Below are 15345 nucleotides of genomic sequence, written 5' to 3' on the forward strand. Positions count from 1 at the left end.
CGGGTCGGGCCCGCCGGGCGGACCGGCGGCGTGGCGGGCCTCGGCACCCGTCGATGTTGATCACCACGGGCTACGATGGCGGCGAGGGGGATGAGGCATGGGGCAGCAGCCGGCCGTACGGGCCGCGGTGATGAGCGACGTCGCACGGCTCGCCGGGGTCTCGCACCAGACGGTGTCGCGGGTGCTCAACAACCACCCGAGTGTCCGACCGGAGACCCGGGAACGGGTGCTGCGCGCGGTGCACCAGCTCAACTACCGGCCCAACGCGCTGGCCCGGGGGCTGGCCGGGCGGCGTTCCCGGGTGATCGGCGTGGTCAGCTTCGACACCATCCTGTACGGCCCGGCCGCCACCCTGCTCGGTATCGAGCGGGCCGCCCGCGCCGCCGGGTACGGCATCAACATCGTCACGCTGGAGCGGCTCGACCGGGCCGGGATGAAGTCCGCCATCGACGCGCTCACCGAGCAGTCGGTGGCCGGCGTGGTCATCATCGCCCCGATGATGACCGCGGCCCTGGCCGTGCACGGCCTGCCGACCGGGGTGCCGGCGGTGGTGGTCGAGTCCGGTGGGGGCACCGGCGAGCTGCCCAGCGTCTCGGTCGACCAGGTGGCCGGCGCCCGCCTCGCGGTGGAGCACCTGCTCTCGCTCGGGCACGAGACGGTGTGGCACGTCGCCGGCCCCCGGGACTGGCTGGAGGCCCGGGACCGGGTCGACGGCTGGCGGCTGGCGTTGGAGCAGGCCGGCCGGCGGGTGCCCGCGGTCGTCCCGGGGGACTGGAGCCCCCGCGCCGGGTACGAGATCGGGCAGTCGCTGGTCGACCGGCCGGACGTGACCGCGGTCTTCTGCGCCAACGACCACCAGGCGCTCGGCCTGCTGCGCGCGCTGCACCAGCGCGGCGTGCGGGTGCCCGAGGACGTCAGCGTGGTCGGCTTCGACGACATCCCCGAGGCCGAGTACCTGTCACCCCCGTTGACCACCGTCCGTCAGGACTTCGACGAGGTCGGCCGTCGGTGCGTGGCCGCCCTGCTGGCGTTGCTCGGCGCCGCCGGGCCCACCGGTCCGGAGCCGGCGCAGGTCGAGCCGGTGCTCGTGGTCCGCGACAGCAGCGGCGCCCGCCGGAGCTGACCCGGCCCGCGACGGCCGGCACCGCCCGCGCGGGCGGTGCCGGCCGTCGCGTTTCCGTCGCTTCCGGCCTGCGCGCGTACCGTGCGCGTGCCCCACCTTCCTGTGCAGCCACCGCTCCCCGCAGGGGCCGGTCGAGTGCCCGGCCGGTTGGAATTGTGATATCACTTTGCTAGCGTTAGGACATCATCACGACGAAGGAGCCCCGCCATGCCGGAACACCTCGACCTGCCCGCCCCCCAGGTGCGCGAGCGCATCGCCCGTGGCGCCTCGGGCTGGCCGGTCCTCGCCGCGTCCATCCTGGTGATCGCCCTCAGCGTCGCCGTCTCCGTCGTCGGCGGGCAGCAGGAGGACGGCGTGGTCGGGGGGATCCTCATCGGTCTCGGCCTCCTGTTCGGGCTGGCCGCCCTGGTCGCTCTGGCTGGCCTCACTCCGGTCGCCCCCGGTGAGGCGCGCGTCCTTCAGCTTCTCGGCCGCTACACCGGAACCGTCCGCACCGACGGGCTCCGCTGGGTCAACCCGCTCACCGCCAGGCGCAAGGTCTCCACCCGCATCCGCAACCACGAGACGGACATGCTCAAGGTCAACGATGCCGACGGCAACCCCATCGAGATCGCCGCCGTCGTCGTCTGGCAGGTCGAGGACACCGCCCGCGCCGTCTTCGAGGTCGACGACTTCATCGAGTTCGTCGCCATCCAGACCGAGACCGCCGTCCGGCACATCGCCAACAGCTACTCCTACGACTCCCACGACACCACCCGGATGTCCCTGCGCGACAACGCCGACGAGATCACCGCCCGGCTGTCGGAAGAGGTCGGTGTCCGGGTCGCCGCGGCGGGCGTGAAGATCATCGAATCCCGGCTGACCCGCCTCGCCTACTCACCCGAGATCGCTCACGCCATGCTGCGCAGGCAGCAGGCGAACGCCATCGTCGCGGCCCGTGCCCGCATCGTCGAGGGCGCCGTGGGCATGGTGGAGATGGCGCTGGTCCGCCTCTCCGAGAACCACGTCGTCGACCTCGACGAGGAACGTAAGGCCGCGATGGTCAGCAACCTGCTGGTGGTCCTGTGCGGCGACCGGGACGCCCAGCCCGTCGTCAACGCGGGCACCCTCTACTCCTAGACACATGGCCGCCGAACGGAAGAAGCTCCTCCTCCGGCTCGATCCGGCCGTGCACGACGCGCTCGCGCGCTGGGCCGGCGACGAGTTCCGCAGCACCAACGCCCAGATCGAGTACCTCCTGCGCAAGGCCCTCGCCGACGCCGGCCGGCTGCCCGGGGGCGTCGGCCGGATGCGCGGACCCGGCCGACCCCGTGCCACCGACCCGGAAGGAGAGTGACGCGGCCGTACCGGACAGCCTCCCGCTGCGCCGTCAGCGCGGTGACGGCGGCGGCGCTGACGCAGCTCAGCGGGCCGGCCGCGTCGCCCTGTACAAATCGATCCAGGACGTTACCCTCGGTGGTGGGGCCGGTCAGCTCTCCCACCGGGGGATCCTCCGGACACCTCCCGGTCCGCCACATACTCCCTCGCCGGCAGCCCGTACCGTTCCGCAACGGCGTGACGACCATCGCAGCCATCGATGATTTGGGGGTGCCCGGTGCTCGACCAGGAAAACCCGACCCGCCGGCGACGGAGGCGGCGCTCACGCGCGCTCGTCGCGCTGGCCGTGCTCGCGGCCACGCTCGCCCCGGCGATTCCGGCAGGGGCGACGGCCCCACCGGCCGCACCGGCCGGGCCGGTCTGGGGTGGCTGCCCGCCACCGGCCGGAGGTTCCGAGCGCGACGCCCGCCAGGAGTGCGCCACGCTGCGCCTGCCGCTGGACTATCGCCGGCCGCACGGCCGCCAGATCGACATCACGATCTCGCGGATCGCCGCAACCGAGCCGGGCCTGCGGCGCGGCATCCTGCTGTCCAACCCGGGCGGGCCCGGCGGCTCCGGGCTCGACATGCCGAGCTTCCTCGCCGCCGTGCTGCCGGCCGAGGTGCTGGCCCGCTACGACCTGATCGGGTTCGACCCGCGCGGCGTCGGGGCGAGCACCCCGATCACCTGCGGCATCACCGACCCGGCCACGATGGCCGAGCTCGCCCTGCCCTACCCGGCGCCGGACGGTTCGATCGCCCGCAACGTCGAGTTCGCCCGGACGACGGCGCGCGCCTGCGCGGCACACTCCGGCGCGGTGCTGCCGTACATCACCACCGCCAACACCGCCCGCGACATGGACCGCATCCGGGCCACGCTCGGTGAGCCGAAGCTGTCGTTCCTCGGGTACTCCTACGGCAGTTACCTCGGCGCGGTCTACCTCTCGCTGTTCCCGGGCCACGGCGACCGGATCATCCTGGACAGCGCGGTCGACCCGGACCGGATCTGGCACGGTGTCTTCCGCCAGTGGGGCCCGGCCGTGGCGTTGCGCTTCCCCGACTTCACCGGCTGGCTGGCCGCCCGCCACGACGAGTACGGGCTGGGCGCGACGCCGGCCGCGGTCACCGAGACCTACGTCGCGACCGCGGCGGCGCTGGACCGCGACCCTCTCGTGGTACCCGGTCTCGTGGTCACCGGCACCATCTACCGCGAGATGACCCGTTCCCTCCTGTACCGCGACAGCAACTTTCCGCAGCTCGCCGCGATCTGGTGGGAACTCGCCCAGGCGACGCCACCGGCGGCCCTGCCCGCGCTGCGGCGCGCGGTGCCGGCGGCCCAGGTGCCGGCCGCCCAGGTGCCCGCCGACAACAACCTCGCCGTCCTCTACGCGGTCGCCTGCGGCGACGTGGCGTGGCCGCGCGACGTCGACCCGTACGCCCGCGCCGTGGCCGTCGACCGCCGGCTGTTCCCGGTCACCGCCGGCATGCCGGCCAACGTGTGGCCGTGCGTGTCGTGGCCGTACCGGCCGCTGGAGCCACCGGTGGCGGTCACCGGCGAGGGGCCGCGCACCGTGCTCATCCTGCAGAACCTGCGTGACCCCTCGACCGGCTGGCAGGGCGCGCTCGGGCTGCGCCGGGCGTTGGACCGGCGGGCGACGATGGTCACCCAGGACGCGGGCGGGCACGGCGTGTACGGCATCCGGTCCGGGCCGTGCGCCGAGGGCATCGCCACCACGTTCCTCACCACAGGAGCGCTGCCCGACCGGGACCGCTGGTGCCCCGGTCCGTCACCCGACGACGTCGACGTCGCGTCGGTCGCGTGGCCGGTCCCCTCCGGTCCGCTCGCCGTCCGGTAAGCCGTGCCGGTCCGCGTACCAGGCGCCCTCGTGGTCCACCCGACACACCCCTGACCAGTTACCCCTGGGGGGTATATGGTCGGGGGTGGAGGTGGCGGAGATGGATCACGGCCACGACACGCACGCTGGGCACGACACGCACGCCGGACACGATCCCGCGCAGTTCCGGCGAAAGTTCTGGCTCAGCCTGGCGCTGACCGTGCCGATCGTGCTCACCAGCCACATGGTGATGGACTGGTTCGGGTACTCGCTGGACTTTCCGGGGATCGCCGCGGTCGGTCCGGTGCTCGGCACGGTGGTCTTCGGCTACGGCGGCTGGCCGTTCCTGGTCGGCGGGGTCCGCGAGGTCCGGGACCGTGCCCCGGGCATGATGCTGCTGATCTCGATGGCGATCGTGGTGGCCTACCTGGCCTCGGTCGCCACCAGCCTCGGCGTCTTCGACCTGGACTTCTGGTGGGAACTGGCCGCGCTGGTGACCGTCATGCTGCTCGGGCACTGGCAGGAGATGAAGGCGATCGGGCAGGCCCGGGGCGCGCTCACGGCGCTGGCCACCCTGTTGCCCGACGACGCCGAGCGGATCGACCCCGACGGTACCGTGCACCGGGTACCGGCGTCGGCGCTGGGCGTCGGCGACCTGGTGCTGGTCCGCTCCGGCGGTCGGGTGCCGGCCGACGGCCGGATCGTCGACGGCACCGCCGAACTGGACGAGTCGATGATCACCGGGGAGTCCCGCCCGGTGCCCCGTACCGTGGGCGAACGGGTGGTCGCCGGCACCGTCGCCACCGACTCCGCCCTGCGGATCCGCGTCGAGGCGGTCGGCGAGCAGACCGCCCTGGCCGGCATCGGCCGGCTCGTGGCCCAGGCGCAGGCCGCCAGCGGCCGGGCCCAGGTGCTCGCCGACCGGTTCGCCGCGCTGCTGTTCTCCGTCGCCACCGCCACCGCCGTGGTCACCTTCGGTCTCTGGTGGGCGCTCGGCGACCTCGACGAGGCGGTGGTTCGCACGGTGACGGTGCTGGTGATCGCCTGCCCGCACGCCCTCGGGCTGGCCATCCCGCTGGTGATCGCCCTCTCCACGGCGCTCGGCGCGCGGGCCGGCATCCTGGTCAAGGACCGGTACGCCCTCGAGCGGATGCGGACCGTCGACGCGGTCCTGTTCGACAAGACCGGCACCCTCACCAAGGGGGCGCACACGGTCACCGGGATCGCCGCCACCGGCACCCTCGACGAGGACGAGGTGCTGCGCCTGGCCGGCGCGGTCGAGGCCGACAGCGAGCACCCGTTGGCCCGGGCGCTGGTGGCCCGGGCCGGCGAGCGGGGTCTGCGGGCGACGGCCCGGGACTTCCGCTCGCTGCCCGGCCGTGGGGTCCGCGCCACCGTCGACGGCACCGGGTACGCGGTGGGCGGCCCCGCGCTGCTGACCGAGCTGGCCGCCACCGTCCCCGCCGAACTGCGGGACGCGATCCGCGAGTGGTCGACCCGGGGCGCGGCCGTGCTGCACCTGGTCCGGCTTCCCACCGCGGGGGGTACGGCCGGGCCCGCGGTGGTCGTCGGTGCCTTCGCCCTCGCCGACGAGGTCCGGCCGGAGGCCCGGCGGGCCGTCGCCGAGCTGCGGGACCAGGGCATCGGCACGATCGCCATGCTCACCGGGGACGCCCGGCCGGTGGCCGAGGCGGTCGCCACCGAGCTGGGCTTCCGCCCCGGCGTCGACGAGGTCTTCGCCGAGGTGCTGCCGGCCGACAAGGACCGGGCGGTGACCGACCTGCAGGCCCGGGGCCGGCGGGTGGCGATGGTCGGCGACGGGGTCAACGACGCCCCGGCGCTGGCCCGCGCCGACGTCGGCCTGGCGATCGGCGCCGGTACCGACGTCGCGATCGAGTCGGCCGGGGTGGTGCTGGCCTCCTCCGACCCGCGCGGCGTCACGGCGGTGATCCGGCTGTCCCGCGCCTCGTACCGCAAGATGCTCCAGAACCTGGCCTGGGCGGCCGGCTACAACGTGGTCGCGCTGCCGCTGGCCGCCGGTGCCCTGGCCTGGGCCGGGGTCACCCTCAGCCCGGCGGTCGGGGCGGTGCTGATGTCCGCCTCCACCATCGTGGTCGCGCTCAACGCCCAACTGCTACGCCGCGTCCGGCTCACCCCCGGATGACGGATCGTCGCACCCCGCCGCCGAGCCGTTCCCGTCGGGACCAATGTCCGAGGCCCCTTTGGAGCTGCCCCTTTCACAGGACCACCTGCGGCGGCGAACCGGTACGGTCGGCTGCCCCGTCCATGGGGGCAGCTCGACAGGCTCGCGACACCGAAGCCTGTCCCCGCCCCGGCCCCGCCGCGCCGCTCCTCCGGTCAGCGCTCGGCGGCGGTGACCAGGAGCGCGGTGACCGCCTCGACGGCGGCCGGATGCGCGGTCAGCAACGCCGCCGCGCCCGCCGCCGCGGCCCCGCCGGCCGGCCCGCCCGCCCCGGCGGCGTCCCACCGCCACCCACCGGGGTACCCGAACAGGGCGGCGACCGCGTCCACCGCCGCCGGGTGGGCGGCGAGCAGCGGCGTCACCCGGCCGGCCGGCAGCAGCGGCGGGCCGGCCGGTGGCCCGCCCGCCGGCCGTTGCCAGGGCGGCACCCAGGCGTCCAACTCCGCCAGCCCGCCGGGGAAGGTCCGGCCGGCCTCCCGGACCAGCAACGGCACCAGTTCCGGACCCTGGTCCCGCAGCGTGGTGATCAGGGTGGGCAGCCACGGCAGCAGCACCGGGTCGGGCAGCCGGGCGAACGCGGTCGACATCGTCTCCACCACGAACGGCGCCAACCCGGGCACCGGCTCCAGCGCGTGCACGAAACCGGCGAGGTACTGCGGGAAGGCCGGCACGACCAGCGGGTTCGCCAGCAGCTCGGCGCAGCGGGCCCGCAGCTCGGTCAGGGGCAGCAGACCGAGCTGGTGCCGGGCCGCCCAGAGCAGGGCGACCTTCGCGGGTGCCTCCGGGTGACACTGCGCGACGGCGAGTTCGAGCTGGGACCGGTCGCAGCCCAGCGACAGCGCCACGCTCTCCAGGCTGAACAGGAAGCCCAGCATCGCGCCGACCTGCCGGGTGCCCGCCTCGTCGTCGACGAACGCGGACGGCAGCAGCGTGCAGTAGTGCGCGTACCCGGTCGTCATGAACGCCTCGCACCAGGCCGGCAGGGCCGCCGTGGTGGCCCGGTAGTGGGCCAGCAGCCGGCGGATCCGGCGCAGCACGTCCGGGGCGTCGTCCACGGTCCGTTCCGCGGCCAGCAGCTCGACCGCCCGGGTGCCCAGGTCGTCGACCAGGCGCGGGCTGTCCAACAGCCGGAGGGCGTCCTCGACGGCGGCGAGGGTGCCGGCCGCCGTCGCGTCCGGGGCCCGGACCGCGCGCCGCAGCCGCTGCTCCAGCACCTGCTCGACGGTCACCCCCTCGTAGCCCAGCTCGATCAGGGCGCGCTGGTTGCGGCCCAGGGCCAGGTCCCAGCTCTCCTGGATCGAGCGGTGCCCCAGCCGCCGCTCGCCCATGATCGGGCGGACCGCGTCGGCCGGCAGCAGGTGCCGTAGCAGCCACAGCAGATCCGAGCAGGCGGCCAGCGCGGGGGTGGCGGTGAGGTCCAGCAACGCCCGCTGGACGGTCCGCTTCTCCAGGTCGAGCCCGAGCGGCCGGAGCCGGTCCAGCACGTCCCGGGCCAGCGGCGGCAGGGCGTGGTAGCCGACCTGCCCGATCCGGTCCCCGCCGAGCAGGATCTCGCAGAGCCGGCGGACGTCCCGCCGCCCCGGTACGACGTCCTTCTCGATGCAGGTGACGGCCGCGTCGGCGAAGTCGTACGGGGTGGGTCGGGCCCGGTTGCGCAGGCCGGCGAGCAGGATCGAGTGCTCGAAGACGGCGATCGCGTCGGCGGTGCTGGCCAGGTACCCGTTGCGGCGGGCCAGCCGGACGATGTCCACGCACCAGCCGCGCAGCTCCGCCTCGTCGAGACCGTCCAGGGGCGGCGGCGCGGCCAGGAACCCGGTGAGCCGGTCGGTGACCGACCCGTCCGCCGCGTCCGGAGCCGGGGTGCCGGCCACGCGCCCGCGCCCGGTACCCGAGCCGCGCCCGGCCCGGCTGCGCTCACCCGGCTGCCCCGCCAGCCGGTACGGGGTGACCCGCGCCGCGCTCACCGCCTTCGCCCAACTCGCCGCCGCGATCGAGACCGAGCCGGGGGCCAGCCCGAACTGCGCCTCGATGGCGGAGTGGCTGGACGGGATCAGCCCGTACCGCCAGCCGGTGCCGGTCCGGGGGCTGATCTCGAAGTCCGGGGCGGTGGAGTCGAGGCCGAACTGCTCGACCCGGCTGGCGGCGTGGAAGGCGCCGCAGACGTACAGGCAGTCGGCGGGGTCGACGCCGGTGCGGGCGAGGTGCTGCCGGATCCGGGTCCACATGTAGCGTTCACGGTCCTCGTCCCGGTCCAGCCGGTCCGCGCGGGTCGGGCGCAGCCGCCGGAAGAGGCTGCCGATCAGCACCATCACCTGCCGGTACGTGTCGTGGTCGGCCCCGGCGAGGGGGCGCTCCACGTACTGCTCCCACCACTCCGACCAGTGCCGCACCTTGCCGTGGTGCAGCAGGTGCGCCTCCAGCTCGGCGAACCGGGGCCGCAGGTCGCCGACCTCCACGCCGACCGCGTCGCCGTGCAGGGCGGCCTCCTCCTCCGGCGGGCTGGCGCCCTCCGGCGGGTCGCCGTCGGGCACGGTCCGGGGCGACCACTGGAAGACGTGGTCGGTGGAGCGGTCCACCAGCACCAGCTCCACCCCCGGCGTCTCCAGCGCGTACGCGATGGCCTGGTACTCGGCGGACGCCTCGGTGACCGGGGCGACGACGCTCAGCGGCGCCCACTCGGCGGGGAAGCCGTCCACCTCGGAGGCGAACGCCTGCACCGCCACCGGCAGCCGGCACCGGCTCAGCTCGTCGAGCAGGGGCCGGAGGTCCTCGCAGAGCTCCAGGTAGATCACCCGGGGCTGCTTGGCACGCAGCCGGCGCACCATGGCCAGCGCGGAGGCCGGCGAGTGGTGGCACACCGGGAAGATCTCCAGCCGCTCGCCGAGGGCCCGGTCGACGTCGTCGACGATCCCGGCGAGGATCTCGGCGAGCGCGTCCGGGGAGCCGGCGAAGGCGGTGGCCGCGTCGGCGAGCTGCTGGCGTAGCGCCGCGAAGGGCGCGGCACCCGACGCGGGCCCGGCCGGGGCGGGCCCGGCGGCGGGGGAGAGGTCGGGCACCGTCACGACAGCGACGCGATCGCCTGGCGGCCACCGTCGAGGAAGGCCGTCCACTCCCCGCCGCCCTGCTTGGCCCGGGGCTCCACCACGCCGTGCAGGTACTTGTTGAGGATGGCCAGGTCCTCCGGGCTGCGCCGGGCCAGCGACCCCATCAGCGACCCGGCGAGGGTCTCCGCGCGGAGCTGCCGGTCGCCGAAGAACTGGCTGTGCAGGATGGCGTCCTCCAGGACCCCGATCTGCTCGGCGGTGGACAGCGCCGACTCCAGCTTCTCGTCGTCGCTGGTCGCCGACGCGGCGGCGGCCCGCAGGTCGGCGAAGCTCTGCAACAGGATGTCCAGCAGGGTGGGCGGCACGTCCAGGTCGATGCGGTGCCGACGCAGCAACTCCTCGGTCCGGAACCGCACGATCTCCGCCTCGCTCTTCTTGTTGGACACCACCGGGATCCGGACGAAGTTGAACCGCCGCTTCAACGCCGAGGAGAGGTCGTTGACCCCCCGGTCCCGGCTGTTCGCGGTGGCGATGACGGAGAAGCCGGGCTTGGCGAAGACGATGTTGTCGTGGTCCAGCTCGGGGATGGAGACGTACTTCTCCGACAGGATCGAGATCAGCGCGTCCTGCACGTCGCTGGTGGAGCGGGTCAGCTCCTCGAACCGGCCGATCACCCCCTGCTCCATCGCGGTCATGATCGGCGAGGGGATCATCGACTCCCGGGACTGCCCCTTGGCGATCACCATCGAGACGTTCCAGGAGTACTTGATGTGGTCCTCGGTGGTGCCGGCGGTGCCCTGCACGACCAGGGTGGAGTTGCGGCACACCGCCGCGGCCAGCAGCTCGGCCAGCCAGCTCTTGCCGGTGCCGGGGTCGCCGATGAGCAGCAGCCCCCGGTCCGAGGCCAGGGTGACGATGCTGCGTTCGACGAAGCTGCGGTCGCCGAACCACTTCTGCGGGATGTCCCGGTCCAGGCCGTCGGCGCGTTCCGAGCCGAGGACGAACAGCCGGACCATCCGGGGGCTGAGCCGCCAGGAGAACGGCTTCGGGCCGGTGTCGACCGACTCCAGGTAGGCGAGTTCGTCGGCGTACTTGACCTCGGCGGGGGCGCGCAGCATATCGGACATGCGGGGTCTCCTAGGTGAGGAAGCTCTTGAGCTCGAAGACGAGTTTGCGGATGTGGCCGGAGATGACCGGGGTGCCGAGGTCCTTCAGCCGCTGGCGGAACCAGGGGTTGACGCTCTGCTGGCCGGAGCTGCTGACCGAGCCGACCGGGATGAACCGCACCCCGGAGCGGTGCACGGCCTCGATGCCGTCGAAGAGCGCCTGGGAGCGGCCGAACTCGTAGAAGTCCGAGATCCAGACCATGACGGTGTTCCTCGGCTCCACGATCTTCGGCCGGGCCATGGCCATCGCCACCGGGCCGTCGTTGCCGCCGCCCAGCTTGGTGCGCAGCAGCACCTCGAACGGGTCGTGCACCCACGGGGTCAGGTCCAGCGCCTGGGTGTCGAACGCGATCAGGTGGACGTCCACCTTGGGCAGCCCGGCGAAGATCGAGGCGAGGATGGTGCAGTTGACCATCGAGTCGACCATCGAGCCGGACTGGTCCACCACCACGATCAGCCGCGACGGCGTGGTCTTGCGGGCGGTCCGCCGGTAGTACAGCCGGTCGACGTAGAGGCGCTCGTCCTGCGGGCTCCAGTTGGTGAGGTTCTGCCAGATGGTGCGGTCCAGGTCGAGGTTGCGGAAGACCCGCTTCGGCGGCACCGACCGGTCGATGGCACCGACGCTGGTCTGCTCCACCTGGGTCCGCAGCACCTCGGCCACCTCGTCGACGAAGCGCCGGATCAGCGCCTTCGCGTTGGCCAGCGCCACCCCGGAGAGGTTGGCCTTGTCCCGGAGCAACTGCTCGATCAGGGACATGCTCGGGGTGAGCTGCCGGGCCAGCACCGGGTCGGCGAGCACCTCACGCAGCCGCATCCGGCTGACCAGGTCGCCCTCCAGCCCGGACAGGGTGGCGCCCAGCCCGGTGCCCTGCCGCCGCAGCTCACCGGCCTCGACGCCGAGGGCCTGCTCGAACCAGCCGGCGTCGGACTGCCAGCGGGCCAACTGCCCGGCGGTGACCGGGCCGGAGCCGGTGCAGAAGACGTTGAGCAGCAGTTTGGACACCAGGGCGGCCCGGCGGACCTCGTCCGCGCCGATCCCGTCCCCTGCCCGCGCCGGCCCGTCGGCGGTGGCGTCGGACCCGTCGGTGTCCTCCGCCGGCCCGGCCGCACCGGCCGGGTCGGTGGCAGCGGTGGGGCCCAGCAGGCCGCGCAGGTCGTCGGCGAGGGCCGGGAACCGCTGGACCACGGTGTCCACCGAGACCGACGGGTCCAACAGCGCGGCGGGCAGGCCGAGGTCGTCGACGACGGCCATGCTCGCCGTCTCCAGCGTGGGCTGCTCGTCGTGGTCGAAGAGGCGGGCGAGCAGCCGCCAGTAGAGCACCTGACGGCGGTTCGCGTCGGCGGCTGCGCCGGTGGTCACGATGTCGGTCATCGGCGCAGCAACCGTCCCGCGCGCTCGCGCAGCACGGCCACGGCGTCGCCCGCCCTGGCCTCGGCCTTCGCCACCCGGGCATCGGTGACACCGTCGGCCCAGTCCCCGTTGTGCGCCTCGACCGGCTGCTTCTTCACGGCGGCCAGGACCGCCAGCGGCTGCACCGACCAGCCGTCGTCCCAGCGCAGCAGCCCCAGCACGGCCGTCGCCGTGGCCACCAGGTCGGGGGTGAGCGGCCCGCCGGCCGGCAGCCGGGCGGTGTCCACCGCGACCGGGTGGCCGTCCAGGTCGACGGTGAGCGTGCCGTCGTCGTCGCGCACGACGCGCCCCTCCACCAGGACGGGCTCGGCGATGGCGACCGGGTGCCGGTCCAGCGGCGCGGTCGGCGCGGCGGTCGCCGGGCCGAGCAGCACCCGGGCCGTGGCGAACGGGTCGGCCGGTTCGCCGAGGCGGGCTCGGCCGTCGTCCCAGAGCAGGTCGCCGCCGTGCAGCGGGACGTCGGTGACGGTCACGGCCCGCCGCTGCGCGAGCGCGGTCAGCAGGACCGGGCAGGCCCGCAGCAGGCCCCAGACGGCCGGGCCGACGATGGTGTCCACCTTCGCCGCGCCGACCGTGGTGCGGACCAGCCGGGGCGGGCCCCCGTCGGCCGGTTCGAGGACCGCGTGCACCTGGGCCTGGACCGCCGTGTCGTGCTCGTGCAGGTCGACACCGAGGGGGAGCAGCCGGCCGGAGACCGCGACGGTGCCCGGCGCCGCCGGCGGCGCGGCCTGGGTGAGCAGCATGCCCCGCGCCCACAGGTCCGCCCACCGCCGGGCCGGGACCTGCGGCATCGTGCCGACCGGCACGCTGGCGCGCAGCTCGGCGGCGAGACCGTCGAGCAGCACCGCGAGCCGGCGCAGGCCGGGCACGGCGAGGGCGGTCTCGATCGGCGTACCGGCGGCGGTGAGCACGTCGTGGTCCACCCCGCGCCAGCCGGTCACGGCCACCTCGTGCAGCCAGGCCCGCGCCCCGGCGGCGGGACCGGCGGCCGGTTCGGGCCCGGCCGGCGTGCCGGCCGGGTCGGTCACCGGCCACGGCGACCGGTCGCGCCCCAGCGCGGCGTCGAGCTGACCGAGGAGGGCGTCGTGCGCGGCGCCGAGCAGCGCCGACCGGGCCCCCGCCAGGACGGCGAGATGGTCCGCGGTGACGGAGCCGGCGGTCACCTTGCCGGCCGCCTCGGCGACCGGGTCGCCCAGCGGGGTCCCCGCCAGCGCGCCGGCGAGCGCGGCCAGCGCCGCCGCGTCCTGCTCACCGACCCGGGCGAACCCCCGGACCAGGGCCTCGTCGAAACCGGCGACGACGTCGAGGGCGTCGGGCAGCCCCGCCGGGACACCGTCGCGCAGCGCCGCGACCTGGGTGCCCCGCATCAGCGGCCGGCCAGGGTCGACGGGAACCACTGCAGCTCGGGCAGCGGCGCGGCGCTCGCCGGGAGTTCCAGGTACGCCAGGTGGCGCAGGAACCGGCTGAACACCACGGCGGCCGGGGTCGGCTCGTGCCGGGTGTCCATCCGGGCCAGCACCTGGCGTCCGGTGGCCACCGTGTCGTCGATCTCGACCCGCAGGTAGCGGGCGACCCGGTCGACGCCGTACTGCACCACGGCCTCGTCGGCGAGGGCGTGCAGGTGCTTGCACGGCGCACCGCGCAGCCCGCCGCAGGGCCGGTTGTTGTTGGTGCTGCAGTGGTAGGCGTGCGTGGTCGCGGTCACCGACGAGACGTAGACTCGTTCGATGTCCGTGCCACTGGACACCACTCCCTGCAACCGGCCGTCGGCCAGCTCGACGAAGGGCACCTTGGCCAGCTTGCGGGCGCGTGCGGGAGCCACCACCCGCAGCACGCTCCGCCGCCGCCACGCGGCCCGATCCGCGTCCGCCACTACCGAACCTCCCCATCCGCCGGGACCCCCGGCGTCGCCCGTGCTGCCGCCGACGCCGGAAACCGCTCCGGCGCCGTCGTGACGCCATGGATCATGAAGGACCGGTACGACATCTCCGCGCCGGCGCACGCCGGCCGGGGAGGGTGGCGTCGTTCACGCATCGGTTGACTTCGAGCCGACTCGAACCCCTACCGTGAGGCCCGTATCGACGCCCGGCACGCGCGCGGCGCCGGGCCATCAGCAGGGGAGGACGGGTCATGCGGTACCGCACGTTGGGTGGCACGGGCATCGAGGTCAGCACCTACTGCCTGGGGACGATGATGTTCGGCGCCGTCGGCAACCCGGACCACGACGACTGCACCCGGGTCATCCACGCCGCCCTCGACCAGGGGATCAACTTCGTCGACACGGCGGACATGTACTCGGCGGGGGAGTCGGAGGCGATCGTCGGGCGGGCCCTGCACGGCCGGCGGGACGAGGTCGTCCTGGCCACCAAGTTCCACTTCCAGATGGGGCAGGGGCGCAACCGGCGGGGCAACTCCCGCCGCTGGATCGTGCGGGCCGTCGAGGAGAGCCTGCGTCGGCTCGGCACCGACTGGATCGACCTCTACCAGGTGCACCGGCCCGACGAGAACACCGACATCGAGGAGACCCTCGCCGCCCTGACCGACCTGGTCTCGGCTGGCAAGATCCGGGCCTTCGGCTGCTCGACCTTCCCGGCGGAGGAGATCGTCGAGTCCCACCACGTCGCGCAGCTACGCGGGCTGGGCCGGTTCCGCACCGAGCAGCCGCCGTACTCGCTGCTGGCCCGGCAGGTCGAGGCGGCGGTGCTGCCGGTGTGCCAGCGGTACCGGATGGGGGTGCTGGTGTGGAGCCCGCTCGCCTCGGGGTTCCTCACCGGGCGGTACCGGCGGGACCAGCCGGTCGACCTCTCCAGCGGTCGCGCGGCCCTCACCCCGGCCCGGTTCGACCCGGCGCTGCCCGGCGTCGCGGCGAAGCTCGACGCGGTCGAGCGGCTCGTCGAGGTGGCCGAGGAGGCCGGCTGCTCGCTGCCGGAGCTGGCGCTCGCCTTCACCACGGCGCACCCGGCGGTCACCTCCACGATCATCGGCCCGCGCACCCGGGAACAGCTCGACGGCCTGCTCAAGGGCGCCTCGATCAGCCTGGACGACGCCACGCTGGACCGGATCGACGAGATCGTCCCGCCGGGCACCAACCTGTACGCCCCGGACGGCGCCTGGCAGCTCCCGGCGCTCGCGCACGCCGACCGGCGGCGTCGCCCGGTACGGGACCGCGCCGCCGCCTGAGCGCCGCCCCGCCCGCCCGCCGCCCCGC

General features: G+C 74.5%; 11 protein-coding genes. 6 read left to right on the forward strand and 5 right to left on the reverse strand.

Annotated features, from left to right (window positions below):
- Positions 1 to 97: 97 nt before the first annotated feature.
- The 5 genes from ACQUFX_RS06585 to ACQUFX_RS06605 all read left to right on the forward strand — a co-directional run bounded on the left by ACQUFX_RS06585 (position 98) and on the right by ACQUFX_RS06605 (position 6477).
- Positions 98 to 1123, forward strand: a complete 1026-nt coding sequence (locus tag ACQUFX_RS06585) for a LacI family DNA-binding transcriptional regulator (RefSeq protein WP_428965133.1) — start codon at positions 98 to 100, stop codon at positions 1121 to 1123.
- 207 nt (positions 1124 to 1330) lie between these two features.
- Complete coding sequence (locus ACQUFX_RS06590) at positions 1331 to 2242, forward strand: SPFH domain-containing protein (protein ID WP_428965134.1); 912 nt, start codon at positions 1331 to 1333, stop codon at positions 2240 to 2242.
- A gap of 4 nt (positions 2243 to 2246) precedes the next feature.
- Positions 2247 to 2459, forward strand: a complete 213-nt coding sequence (locus tag ACQUFX_RS06595) for a type II toxin-antitoxin system antitoxin (RefSeq protein ID WP_428965135.1) — start codon at positions 2247 to 2249, stop codon at positions 2457 to 2459.
- Between the two features lie 258 nt (positions 2460 to 2717).
- Entirely contained in the window at positions 2718 to 4334 is a 1617-nt protein-coding gene (locus ACQUFX_RS06600; RefSeq protein WP_428965136.1) for an alpha/beta hydrolase, read from the forward strand.
- A gap of 100 nt (positions 4335 to 4434) precedes the next feature.
- Positions 4435 to 6477 carry a heavy metal translocating P-type ATPase gene (locus ACQUFX_RS06605; RefSeq protein ID WP_428965137.1) on the forward strand — a complete coding sequence of 681 codons (2043 nt, stop codon included), beginning with the start codon at positions 4435 to 4437 and terminating at the stop codon, positions 6475 to 6477.
- A gap of 194 nt (positions 6478 to 6671) precedes the next feature.
- Here the strand turns inward: ACQUFX_RS06605 and ACQUFX_RS06610 are convergent, their stop codons facing one another.
- Genes ACQUFX_RS06610 through ACQUFX_RS06630 form a run of 5 tightly spaced genes read right to left on the reverse strand, consistent with a single transcriptional unit; the run spans position 6672 to position 13971 of the window.
- Positions 6672 to 9572 carry a DUF5682 family protein gene (locus tag ACQUFX_RS06610; protein WP_428966878.1) on the reverse strand — a complete coding sequence of 967 codons (2901 nt, stop codon included), beginning with the start codon at positions 9570 to 9572 and terminating at the stop codon, positions 6672 to 6674.
- A gap of 2 nt (positions 9573 to 9574) precedes the next feature.
- Positions 9575 to 10687, reverse strand: a complete 1113-nt coding sequence (locus ACQUFX_RS06615) for an ATP-binding protein (protein WP_428965138.1) — start codon at positions 10685 to 10687, stop codon at positions 9575 to 9577.
- Positions 10688 to 10697: 10 nt separating this feature from the next.
- Positions 10698 to 12098: a VWA domain-containing protein gene (locus tag ACQUFX_RS06620; protein ID WP_428965139.1), complete on the reverse strand. Its 1401-nt coding sequence runs from the start codon at positions 12096 to 12098 to the stop codon at positions 10698 to 10700.
- Positions 12095 to 13504: a hypothetical protein gene (locus tag ACQUFX_RS06625; protein ID WP_428965140.1), complete on the reverse strand. Its 1410-nt coding sequence runs from the start codon at positions 13502 to 13504 to the stop codon at positions 12095 to 12097. Before ACQUFX_RS06625 ends, ACQUFX_RS06620 begins: the two co-directional genes overlap by 4 nt.
- Positions 13504 to 13971, reverse strand: a complete 468-nt coding sequence (locus tag ACQUFX_RS06630; protein WP_428966879.1) for a hypothetical protein — start codon at positions 13969 to 13971, stop codon at positions 13504 to 13506. The genes ACQUFX_RS06625 and ACQUFX_RS06630 overlap by 1 nt, the downstream gene beginning before the upstream one ends.
- A 296-nt stretch (positions 13972 to 14267) precedes the next feature.
- On the opposite strand from ACQUFX_RS06630, the gene ACQUFX_RS06635 reads away from it, so the two are divergent.
- A complete protein-coding gene (locus tag ACQUFX_RS06635; RefSeq protein ID WP_428965141.1) occupies positions 14268 to 15317 on the forward strand; it encodes an aldo/keto reductase in 1050 nt (349 codons plus the stop codon).
- Positions 15318 to 15345 lie beyond the last annotated feature (28 nt).

The sequence above is a fragment of the Micromonospora fluostatini genome (genome assembly GCF_050410825.1).
Taxonomy (GTDB): domain Bacteria; phylum Actinomycetota; class Actinomycetes; order Mycobacteriales; family Micromonosporaceae; genus Micromonospora; species Micromonospora rosaria.

Excerpts from the sequence above, each read along its gene's own strand:
- ACQUFX_RS06620 (WP_428965139.1), bottom strand. The coding sequence starts at position 12,098 with ATGACCGACATCGTGACCACCGGCGCAGCCGCCGACGCGAACCGCCGT.
- ACQUFX_RS06605 (WP_428965137.1), top strand. The coding sequence starts at position 4,435 with ATGGATCACGGCCACGACACGCACGCTGGGCACGACACGCACGCCGGA.
- ACQUFX_RS06615 (WP_428965138.1), bottom strand. The coding sequence starts at position 10,687 with ATGTCCGATATGCTGCGCGCCCCCGCCGAGGTCAAGTACGCCGACGAA.
- ACQUFX_RS06635 (WP_428965141.1), top strand. The coding sequence starts at position 14,268 with ATGCGGTACCGCACGTTGGGTGGCACGGGCATCGAGGTCAGCACCTAC.
- ACQUFX_RS06590 (WP_428965134.1), top strand. The coding sequence starts at position 1,331 with ATGCCGGAACACCTCGACCTGCCCGCCCCCCAGGTGCGCGAGCGCATC.
- ACQUFX_RS06595 (WP_428965135.1), top strand. The coding sequence starts at position 2,247 with ATGGCCGCCGAACGGAAGAAGCTCCTCCTCCGGCTCGATCCGGCCGTG.
- ACQUFX_RS06625 (WP_428965140.1), bottom strand. The coding sequence starts at position 13,504 with ATGCGGGGCACCCAGGTCGCGGCGCTGCGCGACGGTGTCCCGGCGGGG.
- ACQUFX_RS06585 (WP_428965133.1), top strand. The coding sequence starts at position 98 with ATGGGGCAGCAGCCGGCCGTACGGGCCGCGGTGATGAGCGACGTCGCA.